Genomic DNA, 25,883 nt, shown 5'->3' with positions numbered 1-25,883 from the left:
GAAACTGCGATCTCGTCGTCCGATATTGAAACGCCATCGTCCGTCGCGCGCAGCAGGGGGAATGTGCTACCATGCAGCGCTCCGTTATTCATCCGTAAGCACAATCATGAAATTTCCCGGTAAACGTAAATCCAAACACTATTTTCCCGTCAATGCGCGTGACCCGTTGTTGCAACAAATTCAGCCAGAACAGGAAACCAACGCCTCCTGGGTCGTCGGTATCGACCAGACGTTGGTGGATATTGAGGCGAAAGTGGATGACGATTTTATTACACGCTATGGATTAAGCGCCGGGCATTCTCTGGTGATAGAAGACGAGGTGGCGGAGAAGCTGTATCAGGAACTGACGCGGGAAAATTTGATCACCCATCAGTTTGCTGGCGGCACTATAGGCAATACGATGCATAATTACTCGGTACTGGCGGATGACCGTTCGGTGTTACTGGGCGTGATGTGCAGCAACATTGAGATTGGCAGCTACGCTTATCGCTACCTGTGTAATACTTCCAGCCGTACCGACCTGAATTATCTGCAAGCGGTAGATGGCCCGATTGGCCGCTGTTTCACGCTGATTGGCGAATCCGGCGAGCGTACCTTCGCTATCAGCCCCGGCCATATGAATCAGTTACGGGCGGAAAGTATTCCGGAAGCGGTGATCGCTGGCGCTTCCGCGCTGGTGTTGACCTCATATCTGGTGCGCTGTAAGCCTGGCGAACCGATGCCTGACGCGACGATGAAAGCGATCGAATACGCGAAAAAGCATAACGTGCCGGTTGTCATGACGCTGGGCACCAAATTTGTGATCGCCGATAATCCGCAGTGGTGGCAGGCGTTTCTCAAAGAGAATGTCTCGATTCTGGCAATGAATGAAGAAGAAGCGGAAGCGCTGACCGGCGAAAACGACCCGCTGCTGGCGGCGGATAAGGCGCTGGACTGGGTCGACCTGGTGTTATGCACCGCCGGGCCGATAGGGTTATATATGGCGGGCTTCACCGAAGAGGAAGCAAAACGTAAAACCCAGCATCCGCTGCTACCGGGAGCTATTGCTGAATTTAACCAGTATGAATTTAGCCGGGCAATGCGCCATAAAGATTGTATTAATCCGCTGCGCGTTTATTCGCATATTGCGCCGTATATGGGCGGGCCGGAAAAAATCATGAACACCAACGGCGCGGGCGATGGCGCGCTGGCGGCGCTGCTGCACGATATTACGGCGAACAGTTACCATCGTAGCAACGTACCGAACTCCAGTAAGCACAAATTTACCTGGCTGACCTATTCGTCGCTGGCGCAGGTGTGTAAATATGCTAACCGTGTCAGTTATCAGGTACTGAACCAGCATTCTCCGCGTCTGACACGCGGGCTGCCGGAACGTGAGGACAGCCTGGAAGAGTCGTACTGGGATCGCTAATCTGGCTTGCCCGATGGCGCTGCGCGCATCGGGCCGTCCGGAAAACCCTTAACTGGCGACGACTTCACCTGCGGGCGGCGTTTCAAGCAGTTCCAACATCGCCCGGGCAATTTCTCGCTCGCCCATCACTACCTGATTGGCTCCCCGCTCGGTAATATATTTCACTTCATCATCATAGTGTGCGCGGGCGATTATCTCGATATCAGGGCTTTTTTCTCGCGCTGAGGCGACAATCTCACCGGCTTCGTAACCGTTGGGGATGGTCAATAACAGCCAGCGGGCGCAGTCCAGATGCGCCAGATTCATGATTTCTTCGTTAGCGGCGTTGCCCAGCACGGCGCGAATCCCGCGTTCGCGCAGTTCATCCACGCGGGTACGGGACGTTTCGATAACCACCAGCGGAATCCCCGCCGCCAGTAATTTTTCTCCCAGCAGACTGCCTACGCGGCCAAAACCCACCAGCAGGGCATGATTACAGATATCCACCGGAATTTGCTTCTCTTCTTCGATAGCCTCTTCCAGAGTTTGCTCTTCCAGCGTTTCGGTTTTCGCCAGATACTTCTCCAGCAGGGTAAACAGTACGGGATTAAGCATAATCGACAAAATAGCGCCTGCCAGCACCAGGTTCTGTCCCGCTTGCGGCAGCAGGTTGAGCGCCATGCCGAGTCCGGCGAGAATAAAGGCGAACTCGCCGATTTGCGCCAGGCTGGCGGCAATGGTCAGCGCGGTTCGCGGCGAGTGGCCGAACATACGCACCAGGAAAAACGCAGCGATCGATTTACCAAAGACGATAATGGCAAGCGTCGCCAGCACCGCCAGCGGCTGTTGGATCAAGACTAACGGATCGAACAACATGCCGACGGAAACAAAAAACAGGACGGCAAAGGCGTCGCGCAGCGGCAACGTATCGTGCGCCGCCCGGTGACTCAGTTCCGACTCATTAAGCACCATTCCAGCGAAGAACGCGCCCAGCGCAAAAGAGACGTCAAACAGTTCTACCGCGCCAAACGCAATGCCTAACGCCAGCGCCAGTACGGAAAGGGTAAATAATTCGCGCGAGCCGGTGGCGGCGCTGCGGGCCATAATCCACGGCACCAGGCGGCGTCCGACCAGCATCATGATGGCGATAAACGCCACCACTTTACCAATGGTTATCCCCATATCGACCGTCAGCGAGGCTATGCCGACATCGCCTTTTTCCACCATGCCGGCAACGGCGGGCAGCAAGACCAGCGTCAGCACCATCACCAGATCTTCGACAATCAGCCAGCCGATGGCGATTTGCCCGCGCTGGCTATCAAGGAGTTGTCGCTCCTCAAGCGCGCGCAGCAGGACGACGGTACTGGCGGTAGACAGACAGAGCCCAAAAACGATGCCGGTCATTAATGACCATCCCAGCACGGCGGAAAGCGCCATACCCAGCAGCGTCGCCACCGCTATCTGAGCGACAGCGCCGGGAATGGCGATAGACTTTACCGCCATCAAATCCTTCAGCGAAAAATGCAGCCCGACGCCGAACATCAATAGAATCACGCCGAGCTCCGCCAGCTCCGGCGCCAGTTTGGTATCCGCAACAAAACCCGGGGTAAAAGGTCCCGCCAGAACGCCCGCTAACAGATATCCCACCAGTGGAGAAATACGCAATTTGTTGGCAATCATGCCGAGAATAAAAGCGAGCACAAGGCCGCCGACAATGGTGGTGATAAGCGGGGTAGCGTGATGCATTCCGTCTCCTTTGGTTGCTGGACTCCAAAACTCCGGGTAATAGTTTATGACAATTTCAATCAGGATGTTTATAAAAAATGGTTGTGTTTTATAAAAAAATACAATCTGACGGTAAAAAGAGCACGGAACGGAAAAGTGATAAGTATCTGATGGGCAAAGCATGATGGCATCGGGATGTACAGGCGGTTAAAGCGTACCTTTAACCGCCATAAAATCACGCTTTATGTCGATTATCAGGTAAGAATATGGTCAGTATCCCCAGAAGCGGCAGGAAAGCACAGATTTTATAAACTAAATAGATACTGGTATGGTCGGCAATCAGCCCCAGCACCGCTGCGCCCAGGCCTCCCATCCCGAAGGCAAACCCGAAAAACAGGCCGGAAACCATACCGATGCGTCCTGGCAGCAGCTCCTGGGCATACACCAGAATGGCGGAAAACGCCGACGCGAGAATAAAGCCGATAATCACCGTTAAAATCCCCGTCCAGTACAGCGTGGCGTAGGGTAAAACAAGGGTAAACGGCGCGACGCCGAGAATAGAGCCCCAAATCACATATTTCCTGCCGATTTTATCGCCCACCGGCCCGCCGATTACCGTCCCGGCAGCCACCGCAAACAGGAAGGCAAACAGATGGAGCTGCGCGTTTTGTATTGATAATCCGAATTTTTGCATCAGATAAAAGGTGTAGTAGCTACTGATGCTCGCCATATAAAAATATTTCGAGAAAATGAGTAGCAATAACACGCTGACCGCCAGCACGACTTTATTGCGCGGCAGCGGGTTAGCGATTATCGCTTTTGGCTTGCCTTTCGCTATCCGGTGCTGGGCTGCATACCAGCGGCTGATCTGCGCCAGCACCACGATCGCCAGCAGCGCGGCCAGCACAAACCAGGCGACATTCCCTTTGCCATAGGGCGCGATAATCACGGCGGCCAGCAGCGGGCCCAATGAACTGCCGAAGTTACCGCCGACCTGGAAGATAGACTGCGCCAGACCATGACGTCCGCCGGAGGCCATGCGCGCCACGCGGGACGATTCCGGGTGAAAAACGGACGAGCCGGTACCCACCAGCGCCGCAGCGAGCAATACGCCGCCAAAACTTCCCGCCATTGCCAGCAGTACCAGCCCGCTCAGGGTAAAACACATGCCGACAGGCAGCGACCACGGCATGGGATATTTATCCGTCCAGTAGCCGACGACCGGTTGCAGCAGCGATGAGGCGAGCTGGAACGTCAGGGTGATCAAACCTATCTGGACGAAAGTCAGCGAAAACTCTGCCTGCAACAGGGGATAAATGGCTAAGATTAGCGACTGGATCATATCGTTCAGCAGATGGGAAAGACTGATCGCGCCCAAAATACCAAACGAAGTACGTGCTTTAGCGGCCGCTGCGGGCGCGCCGGCTAACGGCTGGGTTGGTTCACTCATGGCCATAGAAAGTCACTTAAATTTTATGCGATGTTGGAGATAGTAGGATGTGTAATTATTACTTGCCTAACATACCTGTGAAATGTGTTTGAAGGAAGTCTCAATTCTGAAAACATATTTGTCTATTATTGCAAGGAAAGGTAATTTCTGCGGTTGATATTGAGTCAGGGAGAGAAAGATGAAATTTTTGAAACGGGGTGTGGCGCTAGCGTTACTGGCGGCGTTCGCGCTGACGACTCAGCCTGCACAGGCTTACGAAAAAGATAAAACCTATAAAATTACTATCCTGCATACCAACGATCACCACGGTCACTTCTGGCGTAGCGAATATGGCGAATATGGTCTGGCGGCGCAAAAAACGCTGGTGGACAGTATCCGTAAAGAGGTGGCGCAAGAGGGGGGAAGCGTCCTGTTGTTATCCGGCGGCGACATTAATACCGGGGTGCCGGAATCCGATCTCCAGGATGCGGAGCCCGATTTCCGCGGGATGAATCTGATTGGCTACGACGCTATGGCCGTCGGTAATCATGAATTTGATAACCCGCTCACCGTATTGCGCCAGCAGGAAAAGTGGGCGAAGTTTCCCTTTCTTTCCGCCAATATTTATCAAAAAAGTACCGGCGAGCGTCTGTTTAAGCCGTGGGCTATTTTTACACGCCAGGATATAAAAATCGCGGTAATCGGCTTAACCACCGATGACACGGCGAAAATAGGCAACCCGGAATATTTCACCGATATTGAGTTTCGTAAACCTGCTGAAGAAGCAAAGGTGGTGATTCAGGAACTTAATATGAATGAAAAACCGGACGTGATTATCGCGACCACACATATGGGGCATTATGACAACGGCGATCACGGTTCGAACGCGCCGGGCGACGTTGAGATGGCGCGTAGCCTGCCTGCCGGTTCGCTGGCGATGATTGTGGGCGGTCACTCACAAGACCCGGTATGCATGGCGTCGGAAAATAAAAAACAGGTGAATTACGTACCGGGAACGCCCTGCGCGCCGGATAAGCAAAATGGCATCTGGATCGTGCAGGCGCATGAGTGGGGTAAATATGTGGGCCGCGCGGATTTCGAATTCCGTAACGGCGAGATGAAAATGGTTAACTACCAGCTTATTCCGGTAAATCTCAAGAAAAAAGTGACCTGGGATAACGGGAAAAGCGAGCGTGTACTTTACACGCCGGAAATCGCAGAAAATCCGCAAATGCTCTCGTTATTAACGCCGTTCCAGAATAAAGGTAAAGCGCAACTGGAGGTGAAAATTGGTAGCGTGAATGGCCTTCTTGAAGGCGATCGCAGTAAGGTCAGATTTGTCCAGACCAATATGGGACGGGTGATTCTGGCTGCGCAGATCGCGCGCACCGGCGCCGATTTTGGCGTGATGAGCGGCGGCGGTATTCGCGACTCGATTGAGGCGGGAGATATTACCTATAAAAGCGTGCTCAAGGTACAGCCGTTCGGCAACATTGTGGTGTATGCCGATATGAGCGGCAAAGAGGTGGTTGATTATCTCACCGCCGTAGCACAGATGAAACCGGACTCCGGCGCCTATCCACAGTTCGCCAATGTGAGCTTTGTCGCCAAAGAGGGCAAGCTCACCGATCTGAAAATCAAAGGCGAGCCTGTTGATCCGGCTAAAACCTATCGCATGGCGACGCTGAGTTTCAACGCCACGGGCGGCGATGGTTATCCGCGCATCGATAACAAACCGGGATACGTGAATACCGGGTTTATTGACGCGGAAGTGCTGAAAGAGTTTATTCAGCAAAATTCACCGCTGGATGCGGCGGCGTTTACGCCAAATGGTGAGGTGAGCTGGCTATAGCGGTACGGATAGCCATTTCCTGCCTGATGGCGCGCAGCCTTAAGGCCTACGGATTATGTCTGCTGTAGGCCGGATAAGGCGTTTGCGCCGCTATCCGGCAATGTATTTTACGCAGGCTTAATCCCGACGCGCGATATCAGCGAATTTAGCACCCAGGATGGCGGCCAAATCGTCAGCCGCCAGTTCAATATCCAGCCCGCGTTTACCACCGGAAACATAAATAGTGGCAAACGTGCGGGCAGGCGCGTCAATCAGCGTGGGCAGCCGTTTCTTCTGTCCCAGCGGACTGATCCCGCCGACCAGATATCCCGTGGTGCGTTGCGCCACCATCGGGTCGGCCATATCGACCTTTTTCGCGCCCAGAGCTTTGGCGACTTTTTTCAAATCCAGCTGTCCGGCTACAGGCGTCACGGCGACGGCCAGTTGCTTCATATCGCCATTCACGGCAACCAAAAGCGTTTTATACACCTGATCCGCGTTTAGCCCGAGCTTACGCACCACTTCATCGCCAAAGTTAGTTTCATTCGGATCGTGATCGTAGGTGTGAATGTTAAACGGAATCTTGTTTTTTTCGAGTAACTTAACTGCGGGTGTCATAACGTTCCTTCTTACTACAGACGTGATTTGCCATCAGCATACGCCCGAAAGCGGACTAAAAAATAGTATAATCTTGTGCATTAGGTCTTGGCAGTTGCGGCAACTTTGAGCGACAATCTGAAGATCCGAAGCGAAAGCGTCGGGATAATAATAACGATGAAATTCCTCTTTGACGGGCCAATAGCGATATTGGCCATTTTTTTATTTCAATATTTGCGGTAGGTTGCCTTCGCCGTACAGATGTAGCGCCCCTACGGCTACCACGTAGCGTCCCGGCGGCAGTGCCAGCAGCGCGTCGCGCCAGGCTTCATTGCGTTTTACCATCAGTACATCATACAGCGGCTGGCTAAACGTTCTGGGAAGCGAAGCGCCGACGCTGGTCGGCGGCTGCTCAAGCCACCAGCCGATCATCACCTGCAAAAGCCGTGCGTTGGTGTGCCAGTGCGTCAGCGTGTCGTCGAGCAGCGCCATCCCGCCATCGGGCAGATCGCAGAGTAGTTCGAGCTGGTGTTTCGCCCCTTCCAGCTCTTGCACCGGCAGCGACATTTCGCGGGCAGCCTGTAATAGCTGATAATCAATGCCATAGTCCGGGCGCAATCCCAGCCGTTGCGCCTGCGTGGCCTGTAGCACCATAGCTATCTGCCATAAAGGTTGATTATCAAAATGGATCTGCGGCATACCCAACTCGCTGACCCGTTTTTCCAGTGCGCTTAGCTGCCCGGCGCTGAGACGTTCGACCAACGGCGGGCATTTGGGGAGATTGCTGAATGGCGTTTCGTTACCAGAAATATCCGCTTCAACGACCAGCGCGTCGGCCTGGCGTAGTTTTTTCACCAGCTTTGCTGGAAGAGGAGCCATATCGCGTGTCCCCATATGAATACTGCCAACCAGATGCAGATGACGACCGCCGGGCAGGGAGAGATCGATAGCAGGCCAACTATTTGGGGTACCACGCAGCGCGCGCCATAAACGTTTAAGTTGATTTAATAACTCCATACGCGCTCCCTTTGAAAAAGCTCATGCTAGCGCGTTGGAGAAAAGGGCGCAATGCGCCCTGACGGGACGTCAACGATCGGTCGGGTTATTCGCTGCCGTCGAGATAGGCCGTTCTGGCGATGGTCATTTCAAGCTGGCATTTATAAATACTGATGCGCTTTTCAGCGGGTATGGCCTCGGATTTTGCATCGCTAAGTTTGCCGCACTGCTGCTCTTTTTTGGTCACCCAGACTCGCTGTTCTTGTTTTAATGCCGTTCGGGCAGAGGCGGGTAGCGATTTCCAGACCTGATTAAGCTCGCGATCTCTACTCTCAAATTTCTTTGCTGCGATTTCAATCAGTGAGTTATTTTTTTTCTTTATAATGCTATCACCAGATACCGTCATTCTTGCCATTACATAAATAGACCTCGCCAATTTATCGGTTTTTTGCACAGGGGTGACAACAATATCTTTGTTGTTGTCTGCTAGCTGAATATTGTAGTTAATCTGTTTCCAGGTCACCGTATTGTTTATTACCTGTCCATCCCCTTGTGAAATATAGAATAGAGTATTTGGTAAGTCTTTCATTAATTTAAATAATGGCTGAGGAATACCCATGGCGACGGTAGCCGAGCAAGTTCGTAGGTTGGCATTTTCTGGTTGAGGGTTCTGCGTGATTACATCACTGAATTGAACAGGAATAGCCCGGAGTTGTTGCTCGTATTGAGTCTGGGGGATATCGAAGAAAAGCGTGGAGGGCTCTTTAATATAGTCTTGCTGTAAACGACCTAATGCTTCATTGTAAATCCATTCTTTTGCCGCCGTGACTGCATTATCGTTGCCACATTTTAACTCTGGAGTGGAATCAAATAACCCTGCATAACTGACGGCGGGAGAAAGCAGGAAAAGAAGCGTAACTGCTTTTCTAAACATAAATAACACATCCTTATGATTCAAAAAAACATTATAAAATGTTGTTTTTTATTTTTCTACAGGATGTGCGGTTAAATTTTTATATATTGATACGGTAAATTACTGATGGCTTAATAATATATCAGGCAGCTGATGCTGCCTGATATAGCGTTTTTACGCTTTCGGTTTAAAACGCAATAGCCGGTTGGCATTGCTGACGACGGTAATGGAAGACAGCGCCATTGCCGCGCCTGCTACTACCGGGTTTAACAAGGTACCGGTAAACGGCCACAGAATACCGGCGGCCACCGGGATACCAATGCTGTTGTAGATAAATGCGCCAAGCAGGTTTTGTTTCATATTGCGCAACGTCGTGCGCGAAATGGCCAGCGCATCCGCCACGCCCATCAGACTATGGCGCATCAGCGTAATCGCCGCGGTTTCAATTGCCACATCGCTGCCGCCGCCCATCGCGATACCGACGTCCGCCTGCGCCAGCGCGGGCGCATCGTTGATACCATCGCCGACCATCGCAACCTGACGACCCTGGCTTTGCAGACGTTTAATCGCATCGGCTTTGCCATCCGGCAGAACGCCCGCAATCACTTCATCAATACCCGCTTCTTTGGCAATCGCGTTAGCCGTCGTTGGGTTATCCCCGGTGAGCATTACCAGACGGTATCCGGCGTTGTGCAGGCGTTCAAGCGCGGCAATACTATCGCTGCGCAATGGATCGCGTACCGCCAGTAACGCCGCCGCTTTACCGTCAATCGCCAGCAGGACCGGAGTCGAGCCTTGCGAGGCCTGCGCGGTGATTTCCGCCGTCATGTCATCCGTGGCGACGTGCTGTTCGTTCAGCAACGCCTGGTTCCCCAGAAGCAGTTGATGACCTTCCGCTTCACCGCTGACGCCCAGTCCGCGCAGCGTTCTGAAACCGTTCACCTGCGGCAGTTTATCATCGCCGGCTTTTTCCAGAATCGCATGGGCCAGCGGGTGGCTGGAGCCTTGTTCGAGCGCGGCAGCCAGACGTAATGCCTGAGCTTCCTCAACGCCGTTAAAGGTTTTTATCGCCACCACTTGCGGCTTGCCTTCCGTCAGCGTCCCGGTTTTATCAAAAACGAGGGTATCCAACGTACTGGCGCGTTGCAGGGCATCGGCGTCGCGTACCAGCACGCCGAATTCGGCAGCGCGGCCTACGCCGGAAATAATCGACATTGGCGTCGCCAGGCCTAATGCGCAAGGGCAGGCGATAATCAGTACGGTGGTGGCGATGACCAGCGTATAAACAATTTGCGGCGCCGGCCCGAAGAAATACCAGATAGCGGCGCTGAACAGCGCAATGGCCACGACGACGGGAACGAATACCGCGGAGATTTTATCGGCCAGTTGGCCAATTTCCGGTTTACTGCTTTGCGCCTGGCGTACCATGCGAATAATGCGTGACAGCGTGGTATGACTGCCCACCGCGCTGGCGCGGAACAGGACGCTGCCGTCCTGGACGACGGTGCCGGCATGAACGCTGTCGCCTTCGCCTTTTTGCTGCGGAATAGGTTCGCCGGTCAGCATGGCTTCATCAAGCCACGCTTCGCCCTGGGTAATTTCGCCATCCACCGGCACGCGATCGCCGGTAGTGAGCCGCAGCAGCATCCCTGGCTGAACGTCCGCCAGCGGGACGCTTTTTTCGCCGTCTTCTGTCACGACGCGTGCGGTGGGCGGGGTGAGATCGAGTAATTTTTCCAGCGCTTTTGAGGAACGCTGACGGGCGCGCGCTTCCAGCATGTGTCCGAGATTAATCAGACCGATAATCATCGCGCTGGCTTCGTAATAGAGGTGCCGTGCTTCCATCGGGAACCACTGCGGCCACAGGTTGACACTCATGGAGTAGAGCCAGGCGACCCCGGTGCCGAGCGCCACCAGCGTATCCATCGTCGCCGTGCCGTTCAGCAGGCTTTTCCACGCGTTACGGTAAAAGTGACCGCCCGCAAAGACCATCACCGCAAGCGTGATCAGGCCAATAGCCAGCCACAGGCTGCGGTTGTCGCCGGTCACCATCATGTTATCGCCGATCATCCCCCAGACCATGACCGGTATACCGACCGCCAGGGCAACGATGGCCTGCCAGCGAAAACGTTTCATGGTGGCGATGGCGGTTTCCTGCTGGCGCTCGCGGCGTTTGATGTCATCTTCAATCGCTTCTGCGCCGTAGCCGGCTTTTTCCACCGCCTGCACTAAATCAGCGGCGGACGCGCTGCCCATCACCAGCGCAGTGCGTTCCGCCAGGTTTACCCGTGCCTGCGTGACGCCCGGTACGCTTTGTAGCGCATGTTGTACGCGGGTGACACAACTGGCGCAGCTCATGCCGCTTAACAGCAACTGTTGGCTTTCTTCATCGGCCGTCGCTACCGGAAGCTCATGAGGAACCGCTGCCAGTGCTTCCGACGGGATTGATGACTCCGTCAGCGGTTTAGCCTTTGGGTGGCTTAACGTCGCGCCATACCCGGCTTGTTTGATGGTTTCAATTAACGCGTCCGCACTGGCGGTACCGGTAACGTGCGCTTCGGTTACGGTGACGTCCGCCAGCTCAACATCCGGACGTTGTTCAAGACTTTCTTTCACGCGTTTAACGCAATGACCGCAGGACAAACCGTCCAGGGTCAGGTCGATAGTTTGAGACATAGTAAAAACTCCTTTATGATTGGTCATCAATTCATTGACCTTAGTAATCGTAGTGACTCACTGTGATAAAGGTTAAACCTTCCAGCAAGGTTAAGGTCAAGGGGGAAATATGAATATTAGCGATGTGGCGAAAAAAACCGGTTTAACCAGCAAAGCCATTCGGTTTTATGAAGAGAAAGGGCTGGTGACGCCGCCATTACGTAGCGAAAATGGTTATCGCACCTACACGCAGAAGCATTTAAACGAGCTGACGTTGCTGCGACAGGCGAGGCAGGTGGGGTTTAATCTGGAAGAGTGTGGCGAACTGGTCAATCTGTTTAACGATCCGCGACGCCATAGCGCAGATGTGAAAAAGCGGACGCTGGAAAAGGTCGCAGAGATCGAGCGCCATATCAGCGAGCTGCAATCAATGCGCGATCAACTGCTGGCGCTGGCGGAGAGTTGTCCCGGCGATGACAGCGCCGACTGCCCGATTATTGATAATCTTTCCGGCTGCTGTCATCACAAGGCGCAAAAGCCACGTTGATTAAACGGCGCGAATGCGTAGGGTGATGCCTTCCACGGCGATCACTTCGACATGCGTACCTGCGCGCAGGTCTTCGTCAGCACATACCGGCCACGAGCTGTCGCCGACACGCATATGACCCCGTCCGTTCACTAACGCGGCATCAAGCATAAACCGGCGGCCTACCAGTTGTTGTCCGCGTTGGTTAAGGCGGCTGTCGGTCGGCTTTTGTTCCCGCACGCGACGCGCCAGCCAGCGCCACCAAAGCCAGGCCGCCAGTAACGTTAAGGCCGCAAACAGCACGCCCTGCCATTCCCAGCCGAGCGGTAAGAGCCAGACGGTTAAGCCGGTAATCACTGCCGCCACGCCGCTCCACAGCAAATAGCCGTTACCGCCGAGCATTTCCGCAGCCAACAACAGGCCGCCGAGGCTAAGCCAGAAGATATGCGGATGCACCAGAATCATCGCTATCATGCTTTTTTCCGTTCGCTGGCGCTGTCCTTAACCAGCTCGCTGATCCCGGCGATAGCGCCCATCAGACTGCTGGCATCCAGCGGCATCATGACCACTTTGCTGTTATTCGCCGAGCCGATTTGCTGTAACGCTTCGGTGTATTTCTGCGCCACGAAGTAGTTTATCGCCTGAATATCCCCGGCGGCGATGGCTTCAGATACCATCTGCGTAGCGCGGGCTTCCGCTTCGGCGGAACGTTCGCGCGCTTCCGCCTGCAGGAAAGCGGACTGACGTTCGCCTTCGGCTTTCAGAATCTGCGACTGTTTTTCCCCCTCGGCTTTCAGGATTTCCGCCTGACGTACCCCTTCGGCCTCAAGGATATAGGCGCGTTTGGTACGTTCCGCTTTCATCTGGGCGTTCATAGAGGAGATCAATTCCGCGGGCGGGCGGACATCGCGAATTTCGATACGGGTAACTTTAATTCCCCACGGGTTGGTGGCTTCATCGACAATATGCAGCAGCCGCGTGTTGATGCTGTCGCGCTGGGAGAGCATTTCATCCAGCTCCATCGAACCGAGCACCGTACGGATATTGGTCATGGTCAGGTTAATGATCGCCAGTTCCAGGTTACTGACTTCATAGGCGGCGCGCGGCGCATCGATAACCTGAATAAAACAGACCGCATCGATAGTGACGTTGGCGTTATCTTTTGAGATCACCTCCTGCGACGGAATATCCAGCACTTGTTCCATCATATTGATCTTGCGGCCAATTCTGTCCATAAACGGTACAACAAGGCTTAATCCCGGCTGCAGGGTTTTGGTGTAACGTCCAAAGCGCTCCACCGTCCACTGGTACCCCTGCGGAACGATTTTGACGCCCGCGCCGACGATCACCAGCGCGACGAAAATGAGAATAGGGATAAGAATGAGCATAGCTAAACCTCCTGTTGCGTTGTCCATAAACCGATTTTGCTGACGAATTAAGCGAATTATACCTGATTCAGTAAAGCATGTTCCCCCCTTATTAATTACAGGGATACACTATCGCTATAAAAATATGAACAACGGATGCGCAATAAATGACAGAACGTAGCATGTTGCTTGAGTTAAAGCAGGTCGGTTACCGGACTGCGACGACAAAAATAGTGAATAACATCAGTTTTACGCTGCAACGCGGCGAATTTAAGTTAATTACCGGTCCTTCTGGCTGCGGAAAAAGTACGTTGTTGAAAATGGTGGCCTCGCTAATAAGCCCTGATATCGGCATGATTCTTTTTGAGGGGCAGGATATTACTACTCTGAGTCCGGAAGCCTATCGCCAGCAGGTTTCTTATTGCGCTCAGACGCCAGCGCTATTTGGCGATACGGTTTACGATAACCTGATTTTTCCCTGGCAAATTCGCCATCAGCGCCCGCAGCCGACAGCCTTCGCAGACGATCTGGCGCGTTTTGAACTGCCGGAGACGATTCTGCAAAAACCGATTGCCGCGCTTTCCGGCGGGGAAAAACAGCGTATTGCTCTAATTCGTAATCTACAGTTTCTGCCGAAAATACTGTTACTCGACGAAATAACCAGCGCGCTGGATGAACATAACAAACGGAATGTGAATGATATTATTCATCGCTATGTTCGCGATAAGCAGGTCGCTGTCTTGTGGGTAACGCATGATAAAGATGAAATTCAACACGCGGATAAGGTGATAACGTTAACGCCATCTGCCGGAGAGATGCAGGAGGCGCGTTATGAACGAGCATAATATTACCAATATCTCGCTGGCGTTATCGATGCTGCTGGTGGTGGTCGCGATGCTCATCAGTCACAAGGAAAAGCTGGCGCTGGAAAAAGATATTCTGTGGAGCGTATGCCGGGCGGTGATACAGCTCATTATTGTCGGCTATGTACTGAAATACATCTTTGGCGTTAATCATGCCGCCCTGACGCTACTGATGGTGCTGTTCATCTGTTTTAACGCCGCATGGAACGCGCAAAAGCGCAGTAAATATATCGATAAGGCATTTCTCTCCTCGTTTATCGCCATCACCGTCGGCGCCGGGCTAACGCTGACGGTACTGGTGCTTACCGGTTCGATTGAATTTGCGCCGATGCAGGTGATTCCCATCGCTGGCATGGTCGCCGGTAATGCGATGGTAGCGGTAGGGCTGTGCTACAACCAACTGGGGCTGCGTTTTCATAGCGAGCAGCAGCAAATCCAGGAAAAGTTAAGTTTGGGCGCAACGCCGAAAATGGCCTCCGCCGGGCTTATCCGCGATAGCATCCGCGCATCGCTTATCCCGACGATCGACTCGGCAAAGACCGTTGGGCTGGTGAGCCTGCCGGGGATGATGTCCGGGCTGATTTTTGCCGGGATCGATCCGGTAAAAGCGATTAAATATCAAATTATGGTAACGTTTATGCTGTTGTCGACAGCCAGCCTGTCTACCATCATTGCCTGCTATTTAACCTACCGGAAGTTCTATAATTCGCGTCATCAGTTGGTAGTGATGCCGCTCAAGAAATCATGATAGTTGCCGGATGATGGCGCAAGCGCCTTATCTGGCCTGAGGACGACAGGTAGGCCAGATAAGCGCGCCATCAGGCAAGAGAGGATTAATACAGTAACGCGTACAACTGGCGGCGGTATTTCGATGCCAGCGCGTCGCCGGTGCCGAGCGCGGCAAGGATCTCCTGGAAGGTTTTGCGCGTTTGTCCCTCGGCGGCGGCAAGATCTTTTCTCAGATGGCTGAACAGCAATTCCAGCGCTTCTTCATTACGTCCGACCTGGTGCAACTGCAACGCCAGTTGCGTTGCCAAAGCCGCATCCTGCGGATTCTCCGCGACTTGCTGCTGAAGTTGCTGAATTTCCGGCGTATCCGCCGCCTGTTTAAGCAGTTCGATCTGCGCAACCAGCCCCTGATAACGGGTATCCTGATCCTGTAGCGGTATAGTTTTTAACACCGCTTCGGCCTCTTCAGAGCGGTTCAGCGCAATTTGCGCTTCCGCCAGTAACAGGCCAATCTCACTGTTCTGCGAAGAGAGCTGCCAGGCGTCTTTGAGCAACGGCAGCGCGTCAATGTAGTTGCCCTCCTGCATTAACTGCATCGCTTGTTGCGCTTTTAGCTCTTCTTCACGCGGCAGTACTTTATCCAGCAGAGCGCGGATCGCCTCTTCCGGCTGCGGCCCCTGGAAACCATCGACCGGTTGGCCATTCTGGAACAGATAGACTGTCGGGATGGCGCGCAGACCAAACTGAGCGGCGATCATCTGTTCGGCGTCGCAGTCCAGCTTTGCCAGAATAAACTGACCGTGGTACTGGGCAGCCAGACTTTCCAGCACTGGCGTTAATTGCAGACAGTGTTGGCTGCGTTCAGACCAGAAATAGAACAGTACCGGCGTGGTCATGGACTGTTCTAAGGTCTGCTGCAGGTTGGATTCATTAATATTGACAATGTTCTGTACGGACATGGCGTCGCTCTCTTTTGTCTGTGTCACGTTTACATGGGGGCTGACTGGCGCGCTTCAACTCAGCTTTGTAAAATTTTATCCAGCATCCGGCCCGGCAATAGGCGTTTCAGCGCCATCACCGCCCAGGTGACCAGCGTAACGGGATAGCGCAGCCTGGGTTTATCGCTTGCAAAAGCATGACGTACTTTCGCTACTACCGCGTCAGGATCGCGGGTGAAACGTGCGGCGATGCCGGGATTTTCTACCGGTTTATCACGCTGCGTCTGGTTAACGTTATCCGTAAAACGGGTACGAATCGGCCCCGGTTCTATCAGGCTCACTTTAATGCCTGTGTGCCGTAGCTCCATACGTAGCGCGTCAGACCAGGCTTCGAGCGCATATTTGCTGGCGGCGTAAGCGCCGCGCCCTGGGGTGGAAATCAGCCCCATCACCGATGAGGTCATCACAATGCGTCCTTCGCCATGCGGCAACATGGCGGGAAGTAAGCGCATAGTAAGCTGATGCGCACCGAAGAAATTACTGGAAAACTGTTGCTCCATCTGCTCACGGCTGATGGTGGAAAGGGGGCCATATACGCCGTAGCCGGCATTGTTAAAGATCCCATACAGACGATTATCGGTCAGGGCGATCACTTCATCGGCGGCACGATCCACGCTTTCAGGGGAGTCGAGATCGATCAACACGCCGGTAAATCCCATACTGTTCATCCGGGCGACATCATCAGGTTTGCGGCAGCCCGCCAGGATTTGAAAGCCCTGGCGTTTAAGCTCAAGCGCGCTGTCCAGACCGATTCCGCTGGAACATCCTGTTATTAAGACCGATTTTTGCATAACTTTACCTGTCAGGATCTCCGTTGATTTAAGAGTCGTGGTTAACTATATCCGTCATACTTCAAGTTGCCTGTGCGTTCGTTTACTCCAGTCACATAGGTATCTATGCTCCTGGAAATTCTCTTACGTGCCGCCTTCATGCAACTCGAATGATTCAGGAGAGAAAAGGGGTCAACTGCTTCGCCATCCAGTCGGCAATAAACGGCTGGGCGTCGCGGTTGGGATGAATGCCGTCATCCTGCATCCACTGCGGTTTCAGATATACCTCTTCCATAAAAAACGGTAACAGAGGAATATCGAACTCTTTGGCGAGCTTAGGATAAATGGCGCTAAAGGATTCATTATAACGGCGACCGTAGTTAGCGGGCAGATGAATTTGCATCAGTAACGGTTGGGCATCGGCGGCTTTCACCGTCTGAATGATTTTACGTAGCGTCTGTTCGGTTTGCGCAGGCGCAAAACCGCGTAGGCCATCGTTGCCGCCAAGTTCCACCACTACCCAGCGCGGGTGATGCTGTTGCAACAGCGCCGGCAAACGCGCCAGTCCCTGCTGCGAGGTATCACCGCTTATACTGGCATTAACGACCGACGTTTTGTTTTGCCATTTATCATTAAGGAGCGACGGCCATGCCGCGCTGGCGGCCATACGGTAACCGGCGCTGAGGCTATCGCCCAGAATTAATAAGGTGTCTGCGGCGGCGGCACGGAAAGTTAACAGGATCAAAAACAGGAAGGGCAAATGCCAGCGGAAAACAGTGTTGAAGTTCATCGTCTCAGGAAGTCCGTCGGTCAGGGTGAGCATGAGCTTTCCATCCTTACCGGAGTTGAACTGGTTGTCAAACGCGGCGAAACCATTGCGTTGATTGGCGAATCAGGATCGGGAAAATCTACGCTGCTGGCGATTCTCGCCGGACTGGATGACGGCAGTAGCGGAGAGGTCAGTCTGGTCGGGAAACCGCTTCACCAGATGGACGAAGAGGCGCGGGCGCAGCTTCGCGCTCAGCATGTCGGTTTTGTTTTTCAATCCTTCATGCTTATTCCTACGCTTAACGCGCTGGAAAACGTTGAGCTACCGGCCCTGCTACGCGGTGAAAACAGCGGTCAGAGTAAGGCGGGGGCGAAAGCGCTGCTCGAACAACTGGGACTGGGAAAACGGCTTGACCACCTTCCGGCACAGCTTTCCGGCGGCGAACAGCAGCGCGTAGCGCTGGCGCGCGCGTTTAACGGGCGTCCTGATGTGCTGTTTGCCGATGAGCCGACGGGCAACCTTGACCGTCAGACCGGAGATAAAATCGCCGACCTGCTATTTTCGCTTAACCGCGAGCACGGCACCACGCTGATTCTGGTGACGCACGACCCGGCGCTGGCGGCGCGCTGCGACCGGCGGCTGCGGTTGGTCAACGGTCAGTTACAGGAGGAGGCATGATAGCTCGCTGGTTCTGGCGCGAATGGCGCTCGCCGTCGCTGATTATTGTCTGGCTGGCGTTGAGTCTGGCGGTGGCCTGCGTACTGGCGCTCGGCAGTATCAGCGACCGGATGGAAAAAGGGTTAAGTCAGCAAAGCCGCGAGTTTATGGCAGGCGATCGGACGCTGCAAAGTTCGCGAGAGGTACCGAAAGCCTGGCTTGAAGAGGCGCGTAAACGCGGCCTTAACGTGGGCGAGCAGTTAACCTTTGCGACCATGACGTTTGCCGGCGATACGCCGCAACTGGCCAGCGTGAAAGCGGTAGATAGCGTTTATCCGATGTACGGCGAATTGCAAACCCGTCCTGACGGAGTGAAACCGCAGCCGGGTAGCGTACTGCTGGCGCCGCGTCTGATGGCGCTGCTTAATTTGAAAACGGGCGATACCATTGATGTCGGCGACGTGACCTTGCGTATTGCCGGTGAAGTGGTGCAGGAGCCGGATTCCGGGTTTAACCCTTTTCAGATGGCGCCGCGTCTGATGATGAATATGGCCGATGTGGCAAAAACCGGTGCGATACAGCCGGGGAGCCGCGTGATGTGGCGGTATAAATTCGGCGGAACGCCGCAACAGCTTGCTGGCTATGAAAGCTGGCTGTTACCGCAGCTTAAACCGGAACATCGCTGGTACGGACTGGAGGAGGATGACGGGGCATTGGGGAAATCGCTCGAACGTTCGCAGCAGTTTTTGCTGCTTTCGGCGTTATTAACGCTACTGCTGGCGGTAGCTGCCGTCGCGGTGGCGATGAGCCATTACTGCCGTAGCCGCTACGATCTGGTGGCGATTTTAAAAACGTTGGGCGCGGGCCGGGCCCAGTTGCGTAAACTTATCATCGGACAGTGGTTGATGGTGCTGGGGCTTTCCGCCGTCACGGGAGGCGCGATTGGGTTACTGTTTGAAAACATATTGCTGGTGCTGCTAAAACCGGTACTGCCCGCCGATTTGCCGCCCGCCAGCCTGTGGCCCTGGCTGTGGGCGCTGGGCGCGATGACGGTCATCTCTCTGCTGGTCGGTTTACGGCCTTATCGATTGTTGCTGGCGACCCAGCCGCTACGGGTGCTGCGCCGCGACGTTGTCGCTCGCGTCTGGCCGTTAAAAATTTATTTGCCTGTTGCCTGCGCCGTCGTGGTGGCGCTGCTCGCCGGATTGATGGGCGGAAGCATGCTGTTGTGGGCGGTTCTGGCGGGCGCCGTGATACTGGCGCTGCTGTGCGGTCTGGTGGGCTGGATGCTGCTTAACGTGCTGCGCGGCATGACGTTGACGTCGCTACCGCTGCGTCTGGCCGTCAGCCGACTTCTGCGTCAGCCGTGGTCAACGTTGAGTCAGCTTTCGGCGTTTTCGCTTTCGTTTATGCTGCTGGCGCTCTTGCTGGTGCTGCGCGGCGACCTCCTTGATCGCTGGCAACAGCAGCTCCCGCCGGAAAGTCCGAACTATTTCCTTATCAATATTGCTTCAGAACAGGTTGCGCCGCTGAAAGCCTTTTTGGCAGAACATCAGGTGATTCCGCAGACGTTTTATCCAATTGTGCGGGCGCGGTTAACCAGGATAAACGGTAATCCGACGGAAGGTCAGCAGGATGAGTCGCTCAACCGTGAACTGAATTTGACCTGGCAGGATACGCGCCCGGCGCATAATCCGCTGGTCGCCGGTCACTGGCCGCCAAAACCGGGCGAAGTCTCTATGGAAGAGGGGCTGGCGAAGCGGCTGAACGTCAAACTCGGCGATAGCGTAACCTTTATGGGCGATACCCAGGCATTTAGCGCTAAAGTCACCAGCCTGCGTCAAGTGGACTGGGAAAGCCTGCGGCCCAACTTTTTCTTCATTTTTCCTTCCGGGGCGCTGGACGGGCAACCACAAAGCTGGTTGACCAGTTTTCGCTGGGAGAATGGCAACGGCATGTTAACGCAGCTTAACCGCGAGTTTCCTACCGTCAGCCTGTTAGATATCGGGGCGATCCTGAAACAGGTGGGACAGGTGCTGGAGCAGGTCAGTCGGGCGCTGGAGGTGATGGTTGTGCTAGTCACCCTCTGCGGCATGTTGCTATTACTGGCTCAGGTACAGGTCGGGATGCGTCAGCGCCATCAGGAGCTGGTGGTGTGGCGCACGTTAGGAGCCGGAAAGAAACTGTTGCGTACCACACTCTGGTGCGAATTCGCCATGCTGGGGTTAGTTGCCGGGCTGGTCGCCGCGATTGGCGCGGAAACGGCGCTGGCGATCTTACAAATCAACGTTTTTGATTTCCCCTGGGAGCCGGACTGGCGTTTATGGGGCGCACTGCCGTTTTGCGGCGCGCTGCTGCTTTCCGTATGCGGCGGCTGGCTTGGCGTTCGTTTGCTGAAAGGCAAAGCGCTATTCCGACAGTTTAACGGATGATTCATGATGTGAATAATTTCGCGCCGGTTTTTAAAACGGCGCGTACTTTATTTAGTCGCACAAATTGCTAACTCCTTGATTTTTAGTAGCACAAATCATTAAAAAATACACAACACGTAAGGTTTTATAACAGTTATTATTTGCCTGCTAAATGATTTGGATTGGCTATCTATCAAGGAAAATATAATGACAATTAAAATAACAGCGTTGGCGGCATCGATCGGCGCGGCAATGGCTTTCATGCCTTTCGCCACTCAGGCGGAAATCACCGTTTTAAAACAAGATCCCCAGGCGGGTAATCCACTCAGCCGACTCAATTTCACCGTTGGCGGGAGTATTCGTCCGCAGTTCCAGAATATGACCGGCAATGACGGCGCGAACGGTTATAAACGTAATGGTTTTGATGGCGGGACGCGTTTCCGCTTCGCCGCGGATTATTATCTGTTTGATGATATCAGTTGGATTAGCTATTACGAGCTGGGCGTCAATATCCCTGCGGTATTTGACTGGGATAACCATTATGCGAAGGGCGCGACTGATACCACTCGCCGTATGCTGTATACCGGCTTCAAGAGCGCGACGTGGGGAACGCTGACCTTCGGTCAACAGAACAGCATTTATTACGATGTGGTGGGCGTAAAAACCGATATCTGGGATTACGACATGATAGGTCAGGCGCCGGGCAACGGGATTAACGGCGACTACGATGGTTCTTACCGCACGCGTAAGTCATTGAAGTATAAAAAAAGCATTGGCAATGTCGATCTCTACGCGTCTTATCTGTTCAGCGACGATTATAATGCCAATAACGGCCTGAATTACAAACGTAAAGGCGGCGGTTCTTTAGGCGCGGATTACCATCTCACCGACGATCTGACCTGGGGGACGGCATGGAACTATACCCGTGCGGAGATGCGCGGCAACGGCAATAAAACTTACGATCAAAATATTGTCGGTACCGCGTTAAGCTGGACGCCGGAAAACTGGACTATCGCCGCAGGCGGCGGTTGGTATCAGAACTTTATGACGACCAAAAAAGTATCTGTGAATGATTACTTTGCCGGCGATGCGTGGGGTCTGGAATATTTTGTCGGTTACGCTTTCCCGATTGGTCAGTATGCCGTGAAAGCTATTCAACCGTACTTTATGGGCGACCGCATTGAATATGTGAATGGCCGCGACTATCTGCGTACCGATAACGGCGTGGGGATCACCTTCCAACTGGATTATGGTTTCCGCGTTGATTATGAACATGTTTTCACCTCCAGCACTGACAATCTGGGCGATATGAACCTGGTGCGTCTGCGTTACGATTTCTAAAGCGTTTTCCTGTGCCGGATGTTGGCGTTAAGACCTCTTATCCGGCATTTCCCTTTACGCCATTCCCGCCTGACACACGCCTGAGCGCCTGCCTCGTACATTTAACGACACACCAGGAAACATCATGAAATAATTTCAAGGACAGCAGGCTGTGATCTGTGTCATGTTAAGAAATAGCCTTTCGTTTGGGTCAAAACAGACGATGCCGCATGAACGGCATCCGGCACAGCATCACACTATTTAAAATGGAGAAATTATGGGATTGCGTCAGAGTTTACGCATTGCGGCCAGCACGCTATTACTGGCCTGCGGATTACAGTTTGCCCATGCCGATAGTTCCCCGCAAACGATCGTATTTGGCGTCGCGCCAGGGCCGTATGGCGACATGGTGAAGCAGGCTATTGCGCCGACATTAAAAGAAAAAGGGTATAAGGTCGTGGTGCGCGAGTTTAGCGACTATGTCCAGCCCAATATGGCGTTAGCTAACGGCAGCATCGACGCCAACCTCTTTCAACATACCCTCTATTTTGACAAATTCACCGCTGACAAAGGGCTGAAGCTCAGCAAACTTATTGTGGTACCGACCGCCGGGATGGGCTTCTATTCACGTAAAATCAACAGTCTGGATGCGCTTAAAAAAGGGGACATTATTACCCTCTCCAACGATCCGACCAACCTGGCGCGCGGCCTTCGCTTCCTGCAATCGTTGGGGCTTATCACGATTAAGGACAATATCGATCCGACCAAAGCCTCTGAACGAGATATCGCCAGCAATCCAAAAGGACTGGTTTTCAAACCGCTGGAAGCCGCACAGCTACCGCGCACGCTGGATGGCGTGACCGGCGCGCTGGTTAACGGGAACTTTGCGGTGGCGGCAGGACTGGATCTCTCCAGCGCGATTAAGCAGGAACACCTGGATGAGAATCTGAAAAATATCATTGCGGTACGCAGTGAAGATGCCGATAAGCCGTTTGCCAAAGATATTGTCGAGGCGGTGAAATCGCCGGCTTATCGCGCGGTCATCGACGATCCAAAGAATATTTATAGCGCCTTCCAGAAACCGGAATGGATGACCGCGACACCCTGATCGCAGCGGTAGCCATCCCCAATTTCTGAGGTGAATATGATTGAAATAGAAAAAGTCTGCGTCGATTTTACCGCCGGTCGCGGTACCCCCACGCGCGCGGTGGATGATGTGAGCCTGCATATCGCCGCGGGCGAGATTTTTGGCATTGTCGGTACCAGCGGCGCAGGAAAAAGCACTCTGCTGCGTACCCTGAACGCCTTAACGCGTCCCAGCCAGGGGCGCGTCAACGTCAACGGCGTGGAAATTTCGGCGCTGGACGGAAAAGCGTTACGCCAGGCGCGGCAGCGTATTGGTATGATTTTCCAGCATTTTAACTTAATGCATACCCGGACAGTGGCGCAAAACGTTGCGTTTAGCCTGAAAGCGGCTGGCTGGGAACGCAGCAAAATCGCGCCGCGGGTGGCGGAAATTTTAACGCTGGTGGGCCTTGCCGATAAAGCGAACCGTTTCCCGGTACAGCTCAGCGGCGGGCAAAAACAGCGGGTGGGGATAGCCCGCGCCATCGCTAACCATCCGGATGTTTTGCTGTGTGATGAACCGACTTCCGCGCTGGATCTGGAAACTTCCGCCACGATTCTGGCCCTGCTCAGACAGATCAACGCACAGCTCGGGATTACTATTGTGCTGATCACCCATGAAATGAACGTGATCAAATCTATTTGCGATCGCGTGGCGGTGATGTCGGGCGGTAAGGTTGTGGAATCGGGCGAGGTGTTTGATGTGTTTGCCCACCCGCAACACGCTTTCACACAGCAACTGGTATCTCATACCCTTAATTTGACCCTGCCGGAACGTTTACGGGAACACCTGCCCGGGCAGCTGCTGAAAATTTTGTTTATCGGCGATTCGGCGGAGCAGCCGGTACTGTCGGAGGTGGCGATCAAGTTTGGCGTCGCGGTCAATATCCTGCATGGCAAGATTGAGTATATCGGCGAACGCGCGTTGGGCATTCTGGTGGTGCAATTAACCGCGCCGCATAATCCAACGGCGGTGGCCGCCGCCGTGGAGCATATCCGTCAACGTACTGCACAGGTGGAGGTGATCCGTGGATGATTTATTGCCGGATTTAACGCTGGCGTTCAATGAAACTTTCCAGATGTTGAGTATTTCAACGGTGCTGGCGATTCTTGGCGGTCTACCGCTCGGTTTTCTGATTTTTGTCACCGATCGTCATCTGTTCTGGCAGAACCGTTTTATTTATCTCGTCGCCTCGGTTCTGGTGAATATTATCCGCTCGGTGCCATTTGTTATTTTACTGGTGCTGTTACTGCCGCTAACGCAGCTTTTGCTGGGCAATACCATTGGCCCGATTGCAGCCTCCGTCCCGCTGTCGGTGGCCGCAATCGCGTTTTATGCACGCCTGGTAGATAGCGCGCTCCGTGAAGTCGATAAAGGGATTATTGAGGCGGCGCTGGCATTCGGCGCTAGTCCGATGCGTATTATCTGTACCGTACTGTTGCCGGAAGCCAGCGCAGGGCTGCTGCGCGGCCTGACGATTACATTGGTAAGCTTAATCGGCTACTCGGCGATGGCCGGGATTGTCGGCGGCGGCGGGGTAGGCGACCTGGCGATTCGCTATGGCTACTACCGTTACGAAACCGAAGTGATGGTTGTTACCGTGGTGGCGTTGATTGTGCTGGTTCAGGTCGTTCAGATGCTGGGCGACTGGCTGGCAAAACGTGCCGACAAGCGCGACAGACACTAAGCCGGCGTCAGCCGGCAATAAAAGTAAGCTATTGCGCTTTTAGCCAGTTGGCAACGTCTTGCCATGGGCCGCGAAAAACGATATTCGCGGCTTTTTTCTCCAGTTGATAGCGATACATTGGGTCGTAATATTCGTTAAGTAGCGGAACCAGCCATGCCATATGGCCGTCGGTGCTGCCGCTGGATAATTGCTCTGCCAGCGCCCTATCCAGCGTGTCCGTCAGTTCGGCAAAGCGTTGCAACCCCAGACGGCGGCGAATAGCGAACAGTCCATGATGAAGATATTCACTATACGCCTGCCAACCGGCCTCATCGCCGTAGGCGTGGGTGAAGTCGTGATGCATACGGATGAAATACTCTTCACGCAGTCGTTCCAGACGAAGCGCAAACGGATCTTCCACTACCGCAATGGGGGCCTGCGCCATTCTTTCGCGTAAACACTCAGGCAGATGGTTGGCGCCGATCGTTCGCCCTTCATCTTCCAGTACCCACCTTTTTAGCGTCTGACGCGCGTTAATTTTCAGCAATTCAACGGCAAGTTTGTTTTCAAAACTGGCCTGGCTGAGCTGGGGTTTCAGCGTGCGGCCAAAAGAGGAGCCGCGATGACGCGCGAGACCTTCCAGATCCACGCCGTTGGGCTGTTGTCGTACCAGTTGCGTTTTGCCGCTGCCCGTACAGCCGCCAATTAAAAGTATCGGTTTTTGCGCCAGTTGCCAGGTCGCCTGAATTGCTGTCTGGCGCAGCGCTTTATAGCCGCCTTCAATAAGCGGGCAGTCAATCCCTGTTTCTTGCAGCCAACGTTGTACGATATGTGACCGCTGACCGCCGCGCGCGCAGCACAGATACCCGTTGGGGAAACGTTGATACGCGGCTTTCCAGGCCTCAAGCCGCTGCTGGCGAATGTCGCCGCAAACCAGCCGATGCCCCAGCGCTAACGCCGCATCCGCGCCCTGACGTTTGTAGCAGGTGCCGACGGCGGCCCGCTCGTCGTCCATCATCAATGGCAGGTTGATAGCGCCCGGCATGGCGCCCTGTTCAAACTCAATCGGCGCGCGTACATCAATTAAAGGCGTATCGGCAAGGAGGAGCGCGCGATAGTCCTGTGCTTTTTGTCTGTCTTGCATA

23 protein-coding genes are annotated in these 25,883 nt (G+C 53.9%); 11 read left to right on the top strand and 12 right to left on the bottom strand.

Translation table 11 applies throughout. The features are described 5' to 3' along the window. Positions 1–106: 106 nt before the first annotated feature. Positions 107–1,411 carry an inosine/guanosine kinase gene (gsk, locus tag ACLJNW_RS12385; RefSeq protein ID WP_000671592.1) on the top strand — a complete coding sequence of 435 codons (1,305 nt, stop codon included), beginning with the start codon at positions 107–109 and terminating at the stop codon, positions 1,409–1,411. Between the two features lie 48 nt (positions 1,412–1,459). On the opposite strand, the gene ybaL is transcribed toward gsk, so the two are convergent. Continuing rightward, a complete protein-coding gene (ybaL, locus tag ACLJNW_RS12380; RefSeq protein WP_000546209.1) occupies positions 1,460–3,136 on the bottom strand; it encodes a YbaL family putative K(+) efflux transporter in 1,677 nt (558 codons plus the stop codon). A 214-nt stretch (positions 3,137–3,350) separates the two neighbouring features. After that, positions 3,351–4,571, bottom strand: coding sequence for an MFS transporter (locus ACLJNW_RS12375; protein WP_001251593.1), 1,221 nt, complete (start codon positions 4,569–4,571; stop codon positions 3,351–3,353). 172 nt (positions 4,572–4,743) lie between these two features. Between ACLJNW_RS12375 and ushA the strand changes: the two genes are divergently transcribed. Then, entirely contained in the window at positions 4,744–6,396 is a 1,653-nt protein-coding gene (ushA, locus tag ACLJNW_RS12370) for a bifunctional UDP-sugar hydrolase/5'-nucleotidase UshA (protein WP_000670399.1), read from the top strand. A gap of 117 nt (positions 6,397–6,513) precedes the next feature. Here ushA and ybaK read toward each other — a convergent pair whose 3' ends face one another. From ybaK to copA, 4 genes are all read right to left on the bottom strand, one after another. Next, on the bottom strand, positions 6,514–6,993 hold the full coding sequence (gene ybaK, locus ACLJNW_RS12365; protein WP_000186618.1) for a Cys-tRNA(Pro)/Cys-tRNA(Cys) deacylase YbaK: 480 nt from the start codon (positions 6,991–6,993) through the stop codon (positions 6,514–6,516). Between the two features lie 201 nt (positions 6,994–7,194). Beyond that, on the bottom strand, positions 7,195–7,989 hold the full coding sequence (locus ACLJNW_RS12360; RefSeq protein WP_000421864.1) for a TraB/GumN family protein: 795 nt from the start codon (positions 7,987–7,989) through the stop codon (positions 7,195–7,197). An 85-nt stretch (positions 7,990–8,074) separates the two neighbouring features. After that, complete coding sequence (locus ACLJNW_RS12355) at positions 8,075–8,902, bottom strand: lysozyme inhibitor LprI family protein (RefSeq protein ID WP_000488552.1); 828 nt, start codon at positions 8,900–8,902, stop codon at positions 8,075–8,077. A 153-nt stretch (positions 8,903–9,055) separates the two neighbouring features. After that, positions 9,056–11,557, bottom strand: coding sequence for a copper-exporting P-type ATPase CopA (gene copA / locus ACLJNW_RS12350; protein WP_023203773.1), 2,502 nt, complete (start codon positions 11,555–11,557; stop codon positions 9,056–9,058). Positions 11,558–11,666: 109 nt separating this feature from the next. Between copA and cueR the strand changes: the two genes are divergently transcribed. After that, positions 11,667–12,083, top strand: a complete 417-nt coding sequence (gene cueR / locus ACLJNW_RS12345) for a Cu(I)-responsive transcriptional regulator (RefSeq protein WP_001026760.1) — start codon at positions 11,667–11,669, stop codon at positions 12,081–12,083. Here cueR and ACLJNW_RS12340 read toward each other — a convergent pair whose 3' ends face one another. Further along, positions 12,084–12,536: an NfeD family protein gene (locus ACLJNW_RS12340; protein ID WP_000561177.1), complete on the bottom strand. Its 453-nt coding sequence runs from the start codon at positions 12,534–12,536 to the stop codon at positions 12,084–12,086. Next, complete coding sequence (locus tag ACLJNW_RS12335; RefSeq protein ID WP_000906146.1) at positions 12,533–13,450, bottom strand: SPFH domain-containing protein; 918 nt, start codon at positions 13,448–13,450, stop codon at positions 12,533–12,535. The genes ACLJNW_RS12340 and ACLJNW_RS12335 overlap by 4 nt, the downstream gene beginning before the upstream one ends. A 146-nt stretch (positions 13,451–13,596) precedes the next feature. On the opposite strand from ACLJNW_RS12335, the gene fetA reads away from it, so the two are divergent. Both fetA and fetB read left to right on the top strand, forming a co-directional pair. Then, positions 13,597–14,274, top strand: a complete 678-nt coding sequence (fetA, locus tag ACLJNW_RS12330) for an iron efflux ABC transporter ATP-binding subunit FetA (RefSeq protein ID WP_000140186.1) — start codon at positions 13,597–13,599, stop codon at positions 14,272–14,274. Continuing rightward, the gene (gene fetB / locus ACLJNW_RS12325) at positions 14,261–15,040 is read left to right on the top strand and encodes an iron efflux ABC transporter permease subunit FetB (protein ID WP_023203772.1); all 780 of its coding nucleotides are present in this window, start codon (positions 14,261–14,263) and stop codon (positions 15,038–15,040) included. The genes fetA and fetB overlap by 14 nt, the downstream gene beginning before the upstream one ends. A gap of 85 nt (positions 15,041–15,125) precedes the next feature. On the opposite strand, the gene cnoX is transcribed toward fetB, so the two are convergent. The 3 genes from cnoX to tesA all read right to left on the bottom strand — a co-directional run bounded on the left by cnoX (position 15,126) and on the right by tesA (position 17,579). Further along, positions 15,126–15,980: a chaperedoxin gene (cnoX, locus tag ACLJNW_RS12320; RefSeq protein ID WP_000116060.1), complete on the bottom strand. Its 855-nt coding sequence runs from the start codon at positions 15,978–15,980 to the stop codon at positions 15,126–15,128. A 59-nt stretch (positions 15,981–16,039) separates the two neighbouring features. After that, positions 16,040–16,810: an SDR family oxidoreductase gene (locus ACLJNW_RS12315; protein WP_001172804.1), complete on the bottom strand. Its 771-nt coding sequence runs from the start codon at positions 16,808–16,810 to the stop codon at positions 16,040–16,042. Between the two features lie 154 nt (positions 16,811–16,964). Next, complete coding sequence (gene tesA / locus ACLJNW_RS12310; protein ID WP_001010574.1) at positions 16,965–17,579, bottom strand: multifunctional acyl-CoA thioesterase I/protease I/lysophospholipase L1; 615 nt, start codon at positions 17,577–17,579, stop codon at positions 16,965–16,967. On the opposite strand from tesA, the gene ybbA reads away from it, so the two are divergent. The 6 genes from ybbA to ACLJNW_RS12280 all read left to right on the top strand — a co-directional run bounded on the left by ybbA (position 17,550) and on the right by ACLJNW_RS12280 (position 24,759). Beyond that, a complete protein-coding gene (ybbA, locus tag ACLJNW_RS12305) occupies positions 17,550–18,236 on the top strand; it encodes a putative ABC transporter ATP-binding protein YbbA (RefSeq protein WP_001110598.1) in 687 nt (228 codons plus the stop codon). The genes tesA and ybbA overlap by 30 nt on opposite strands. Beyond that, positions 18,233–20,647: a putative ABC transporter permease subunit YbbP gene (gene ybbP, locus ACLJNW_RS12300; protein ID WP_023203771.1), complete on the top strand. Its 2,415-nt coding sequence runs from the start codon at positions 18,233–18,235 to the stop codon at positions 20,645–20,647. The genes ybbA and ybbP overlap by 4 nt, the downstream gene beginning before the upstream one ends. A 186-nt stretch (positions 20,648–20,833) precedes the next feature. Continuing rightward, complete coding sequence (locus ACLJNW_RS12295) at positions 20,834–21,967, top strand: porin (RefSeq protein ID WP_000152862.1); 1,134 nt, start codon at positions 20,834–20,836, stop codon at positions 21,965–21,967. A 256-nt stretch (positions 21,968–22,223) separates the two neighbouring features. Continuing rightward, positions 22,224–23,054, top strand: a complete 831-nt coding sequence (locus ACLJNW_RS12290; RefSeq protein WP_000524317.1) for a MetQ/NlpA family ABC transporter substrate-binding protein — start codon at positions 22,224–22,226, stop codon at positions 23,052–23,054. Positions 23,055–23,090: 36 nt separating this feature from the next. Further along, complete coding sequence (gene sfbB / locus ACLJNW_RS12285) at positions 23,091–24,107, top strand: virulence-associated ABC transporter ATP-binding protein SfbB (RefSeq protein WP_000569660.1); 1,017 nt, start codon at positions 23,091–23,093, stop codon at positions 24,105–24,107. Further along, positions 24,100–24,759, top strand: coding sequence for a methionine ABC transporter permease (locus tag ACLJNW_RS12280; protein WP_000342247.1), 660 nt, complete (start codon positions 24,100–24,102; stop codon positions 24,757–24,759). The genes sfbB and ACLJNW_RS12280 overlap by 8 nt, the downstream gene beginning before the upstream one ends. A gap of 28 nt (positions 24,760–24,787) precedes the next feature. Here the strand turns inward: ACLJNW_RS12280 and mnmH are convergent, their stop codons facing one another. Continuing rightward, positions 24,788–25,882: a tRNA 2-selenouridine(34) synthase MnmH gene (mnmH, locus tag ACLJNW_RS12275; RefSeq protein WP_001154067.1), complete on the bottom strand. Its 1,095-nt coding sequence runs from the start codon at positions 25,880–25,882 to the stop codon at positions 24,788–24,790. Position 25,883: the final 1 nt, after the last annotated feature.

It is taken from the genome of Salmonella sp. SAL4457, from assembly GCF_046548235.1.
Lineage (GTDB): Bacteria > Pseudomonadota > Gammaproteobacteria > Enterobacterales > Enterobacteriaceae > Salmonella > Salmonella enterica.
The sequence above is the reverse complement of the archived record's forward strand: the minus strand, read 5'-3'. Positions and strand labels throughout refer to the sequence as shown.

What these genes read in the sequence shown, in the direction of transcription:
- gsk (WP_000671592.1), top strand. Translation starts at nt 107, where the DNA reads ATGAAATTTCCCGGTAAACGTAAATCCAAACACTATTTTCCCGTCAAT.
- ybaL (WP_000546209.1), bottom strand. Translation starts at nt 3,136, where the DNA reads ATGCATCACGCTACCCCGCTTATCACCACCATTGTCGGCGGCCTTGTG.
- ACLJNW_RS12375 (WP_001251593.1), bottom strand. Translation starts at nt 4,571, where the DNA reads ATGGCCATGAGTGAACCAACCCAGCCGTTAGCCGGCGCGCCCGCAGCG.
- ushA (WP_000670399.1), top strand. Translation starts at nt 4,744, where the DNA reads ATGAAATTTTTGAAACGGGGTGTGGCGCTAGCGTTACTGGCGGCGTTC.
- ybaK (WP_000186618.1), bottom strand. Translation starts at nt 6,993, where the DNA reads ATGACACCCGCAGTTAAGTTACTCGAAAAAAACAAGATTCCGTTTAAC.
- ACLJNW_RS12360 (WP_000421864.1), bottom strand. Translation starts at nt 7,989, where the DNA reads ATGGAGTTATTAAATCAACTTAAACGTTTATGGCGCGCGCTGCGTGGT.
- ACLJNW_RS12355 (WP_000488552.1), bottom strand. Translation starts at nt 8,902, where the DNA reads ATGTTTAGAAAAGCAGTTACGCTTCTTTTCCTGCTTTCTCCCGCCGTC.
- copA (WP_023203773.1), bottom strand. Translation starts at nt 11,557, where the DNA reads ATGTCTCAAACTATCGACCTGACCCTGGACGGTTTGTCCTGCGGTCAT.
- cueR (WP_001026760.1), top strand. Translation starts at nt 11,667, where the DNA reads ATGAATATTAGCGATGTGGCGAAAAAAACCGGTTTAACCAGCAAAGCC.
- ACLJNW_RS12340 (WP_000561177.1), bottom strand. Translation starts at nt 12,536, where the DNA reads ATGATAGCGATGATTCTGGTGCATCCGCATATCTTCTGGCTTAGCCTC.
- ACLJNW_RS12335 (WP_000906146.1), bottom strand. Translation starts at nt 13,450, where the DNA reads ATGCTCATTCTTATCCCTATTCTCATTTTCGTCGCGCTGGTGATCGTC.
- fetA (WP_000140186.1), top strand. Translation starts at nt 13,597, where the DNA reads ATGACAGAACGTAGCATGTTGCTTGAGTTAAAGCAGGTCGGTTACCGG.
- fetB (WP_023203772.1), top strand. Translation starts at nt 14,261, where the DNA reads ATGAACGAGCATAATATTACCAATATCTCGCTGGCGTTATCGATGCTG.
- cnoX (WP_000116060.1), bottom strand. Translation starts at nt 15,980, where the DNA reads ATGTCCGTACAGAACATTGTCAATATTAATGAATCCAACCTGCAGCAG.
- ACLJNW_RS12315 (WP_001172804.1), bottom strand. Translation starts at nt 16,810, where the DNA reads ATGCAAAAATCGGTCTTAATAACAGGATGTTCCAGCGGAATCGGTCTG.
- ybbA (WP_001110598.1), top strand. Translation starts at nt 17,550, where the DNA reads ATGCCAGCGGAAAACAGTGTTGAAGTTCATCGTCTCAGGAAGTCCGTC.
- tesA (WP_001010574.1), bottom strand. Translation starts at nt 17,579, where the DNA reads ATGAACTTCAACACTGTTTTCCGCTGGCATTTGCCCTTCCTGTTTTTG.
- ybbP (WP_023203771.1), top strand. Translation starts at nt 18,233, where the DNA reads ATGATAGCTCGCTGGTTCTGGCGCGAATGGCGCTCGCCGTCGCTGATT.
- ACLJNW_RS12295 (WP_000152862.1), top strand. Translation starts at nt 20,834, where the DNA reads ATGACAATTAAAATAACAGCGTTGGCGGCATCGATCGGCGCGGCAATG.
- ACLJNW_RS12290 (WP_000524317.1), top strand. Translation starts at nt 22,224, where the DNA reads ATGGGATTGCGTCAGAGTTTACGCATTGCGGCCAGCACGCTATTACTG.
- sfbB (WP_000569660.1), top strand. Translation starts at nt 23,091, where the DNA reads ATGATTGAAATAGAAAAAGTCTGCGTCGATTTTACCGCCGGTCGCGGT.
- mnmH (WP_001154067.1), bottom strand. Translation starts at nt 25,882, where the DNA reads ATGCAAGACAGACAAAAAGCACAGGACTATCGCGCGCTCCTCCTTGCC.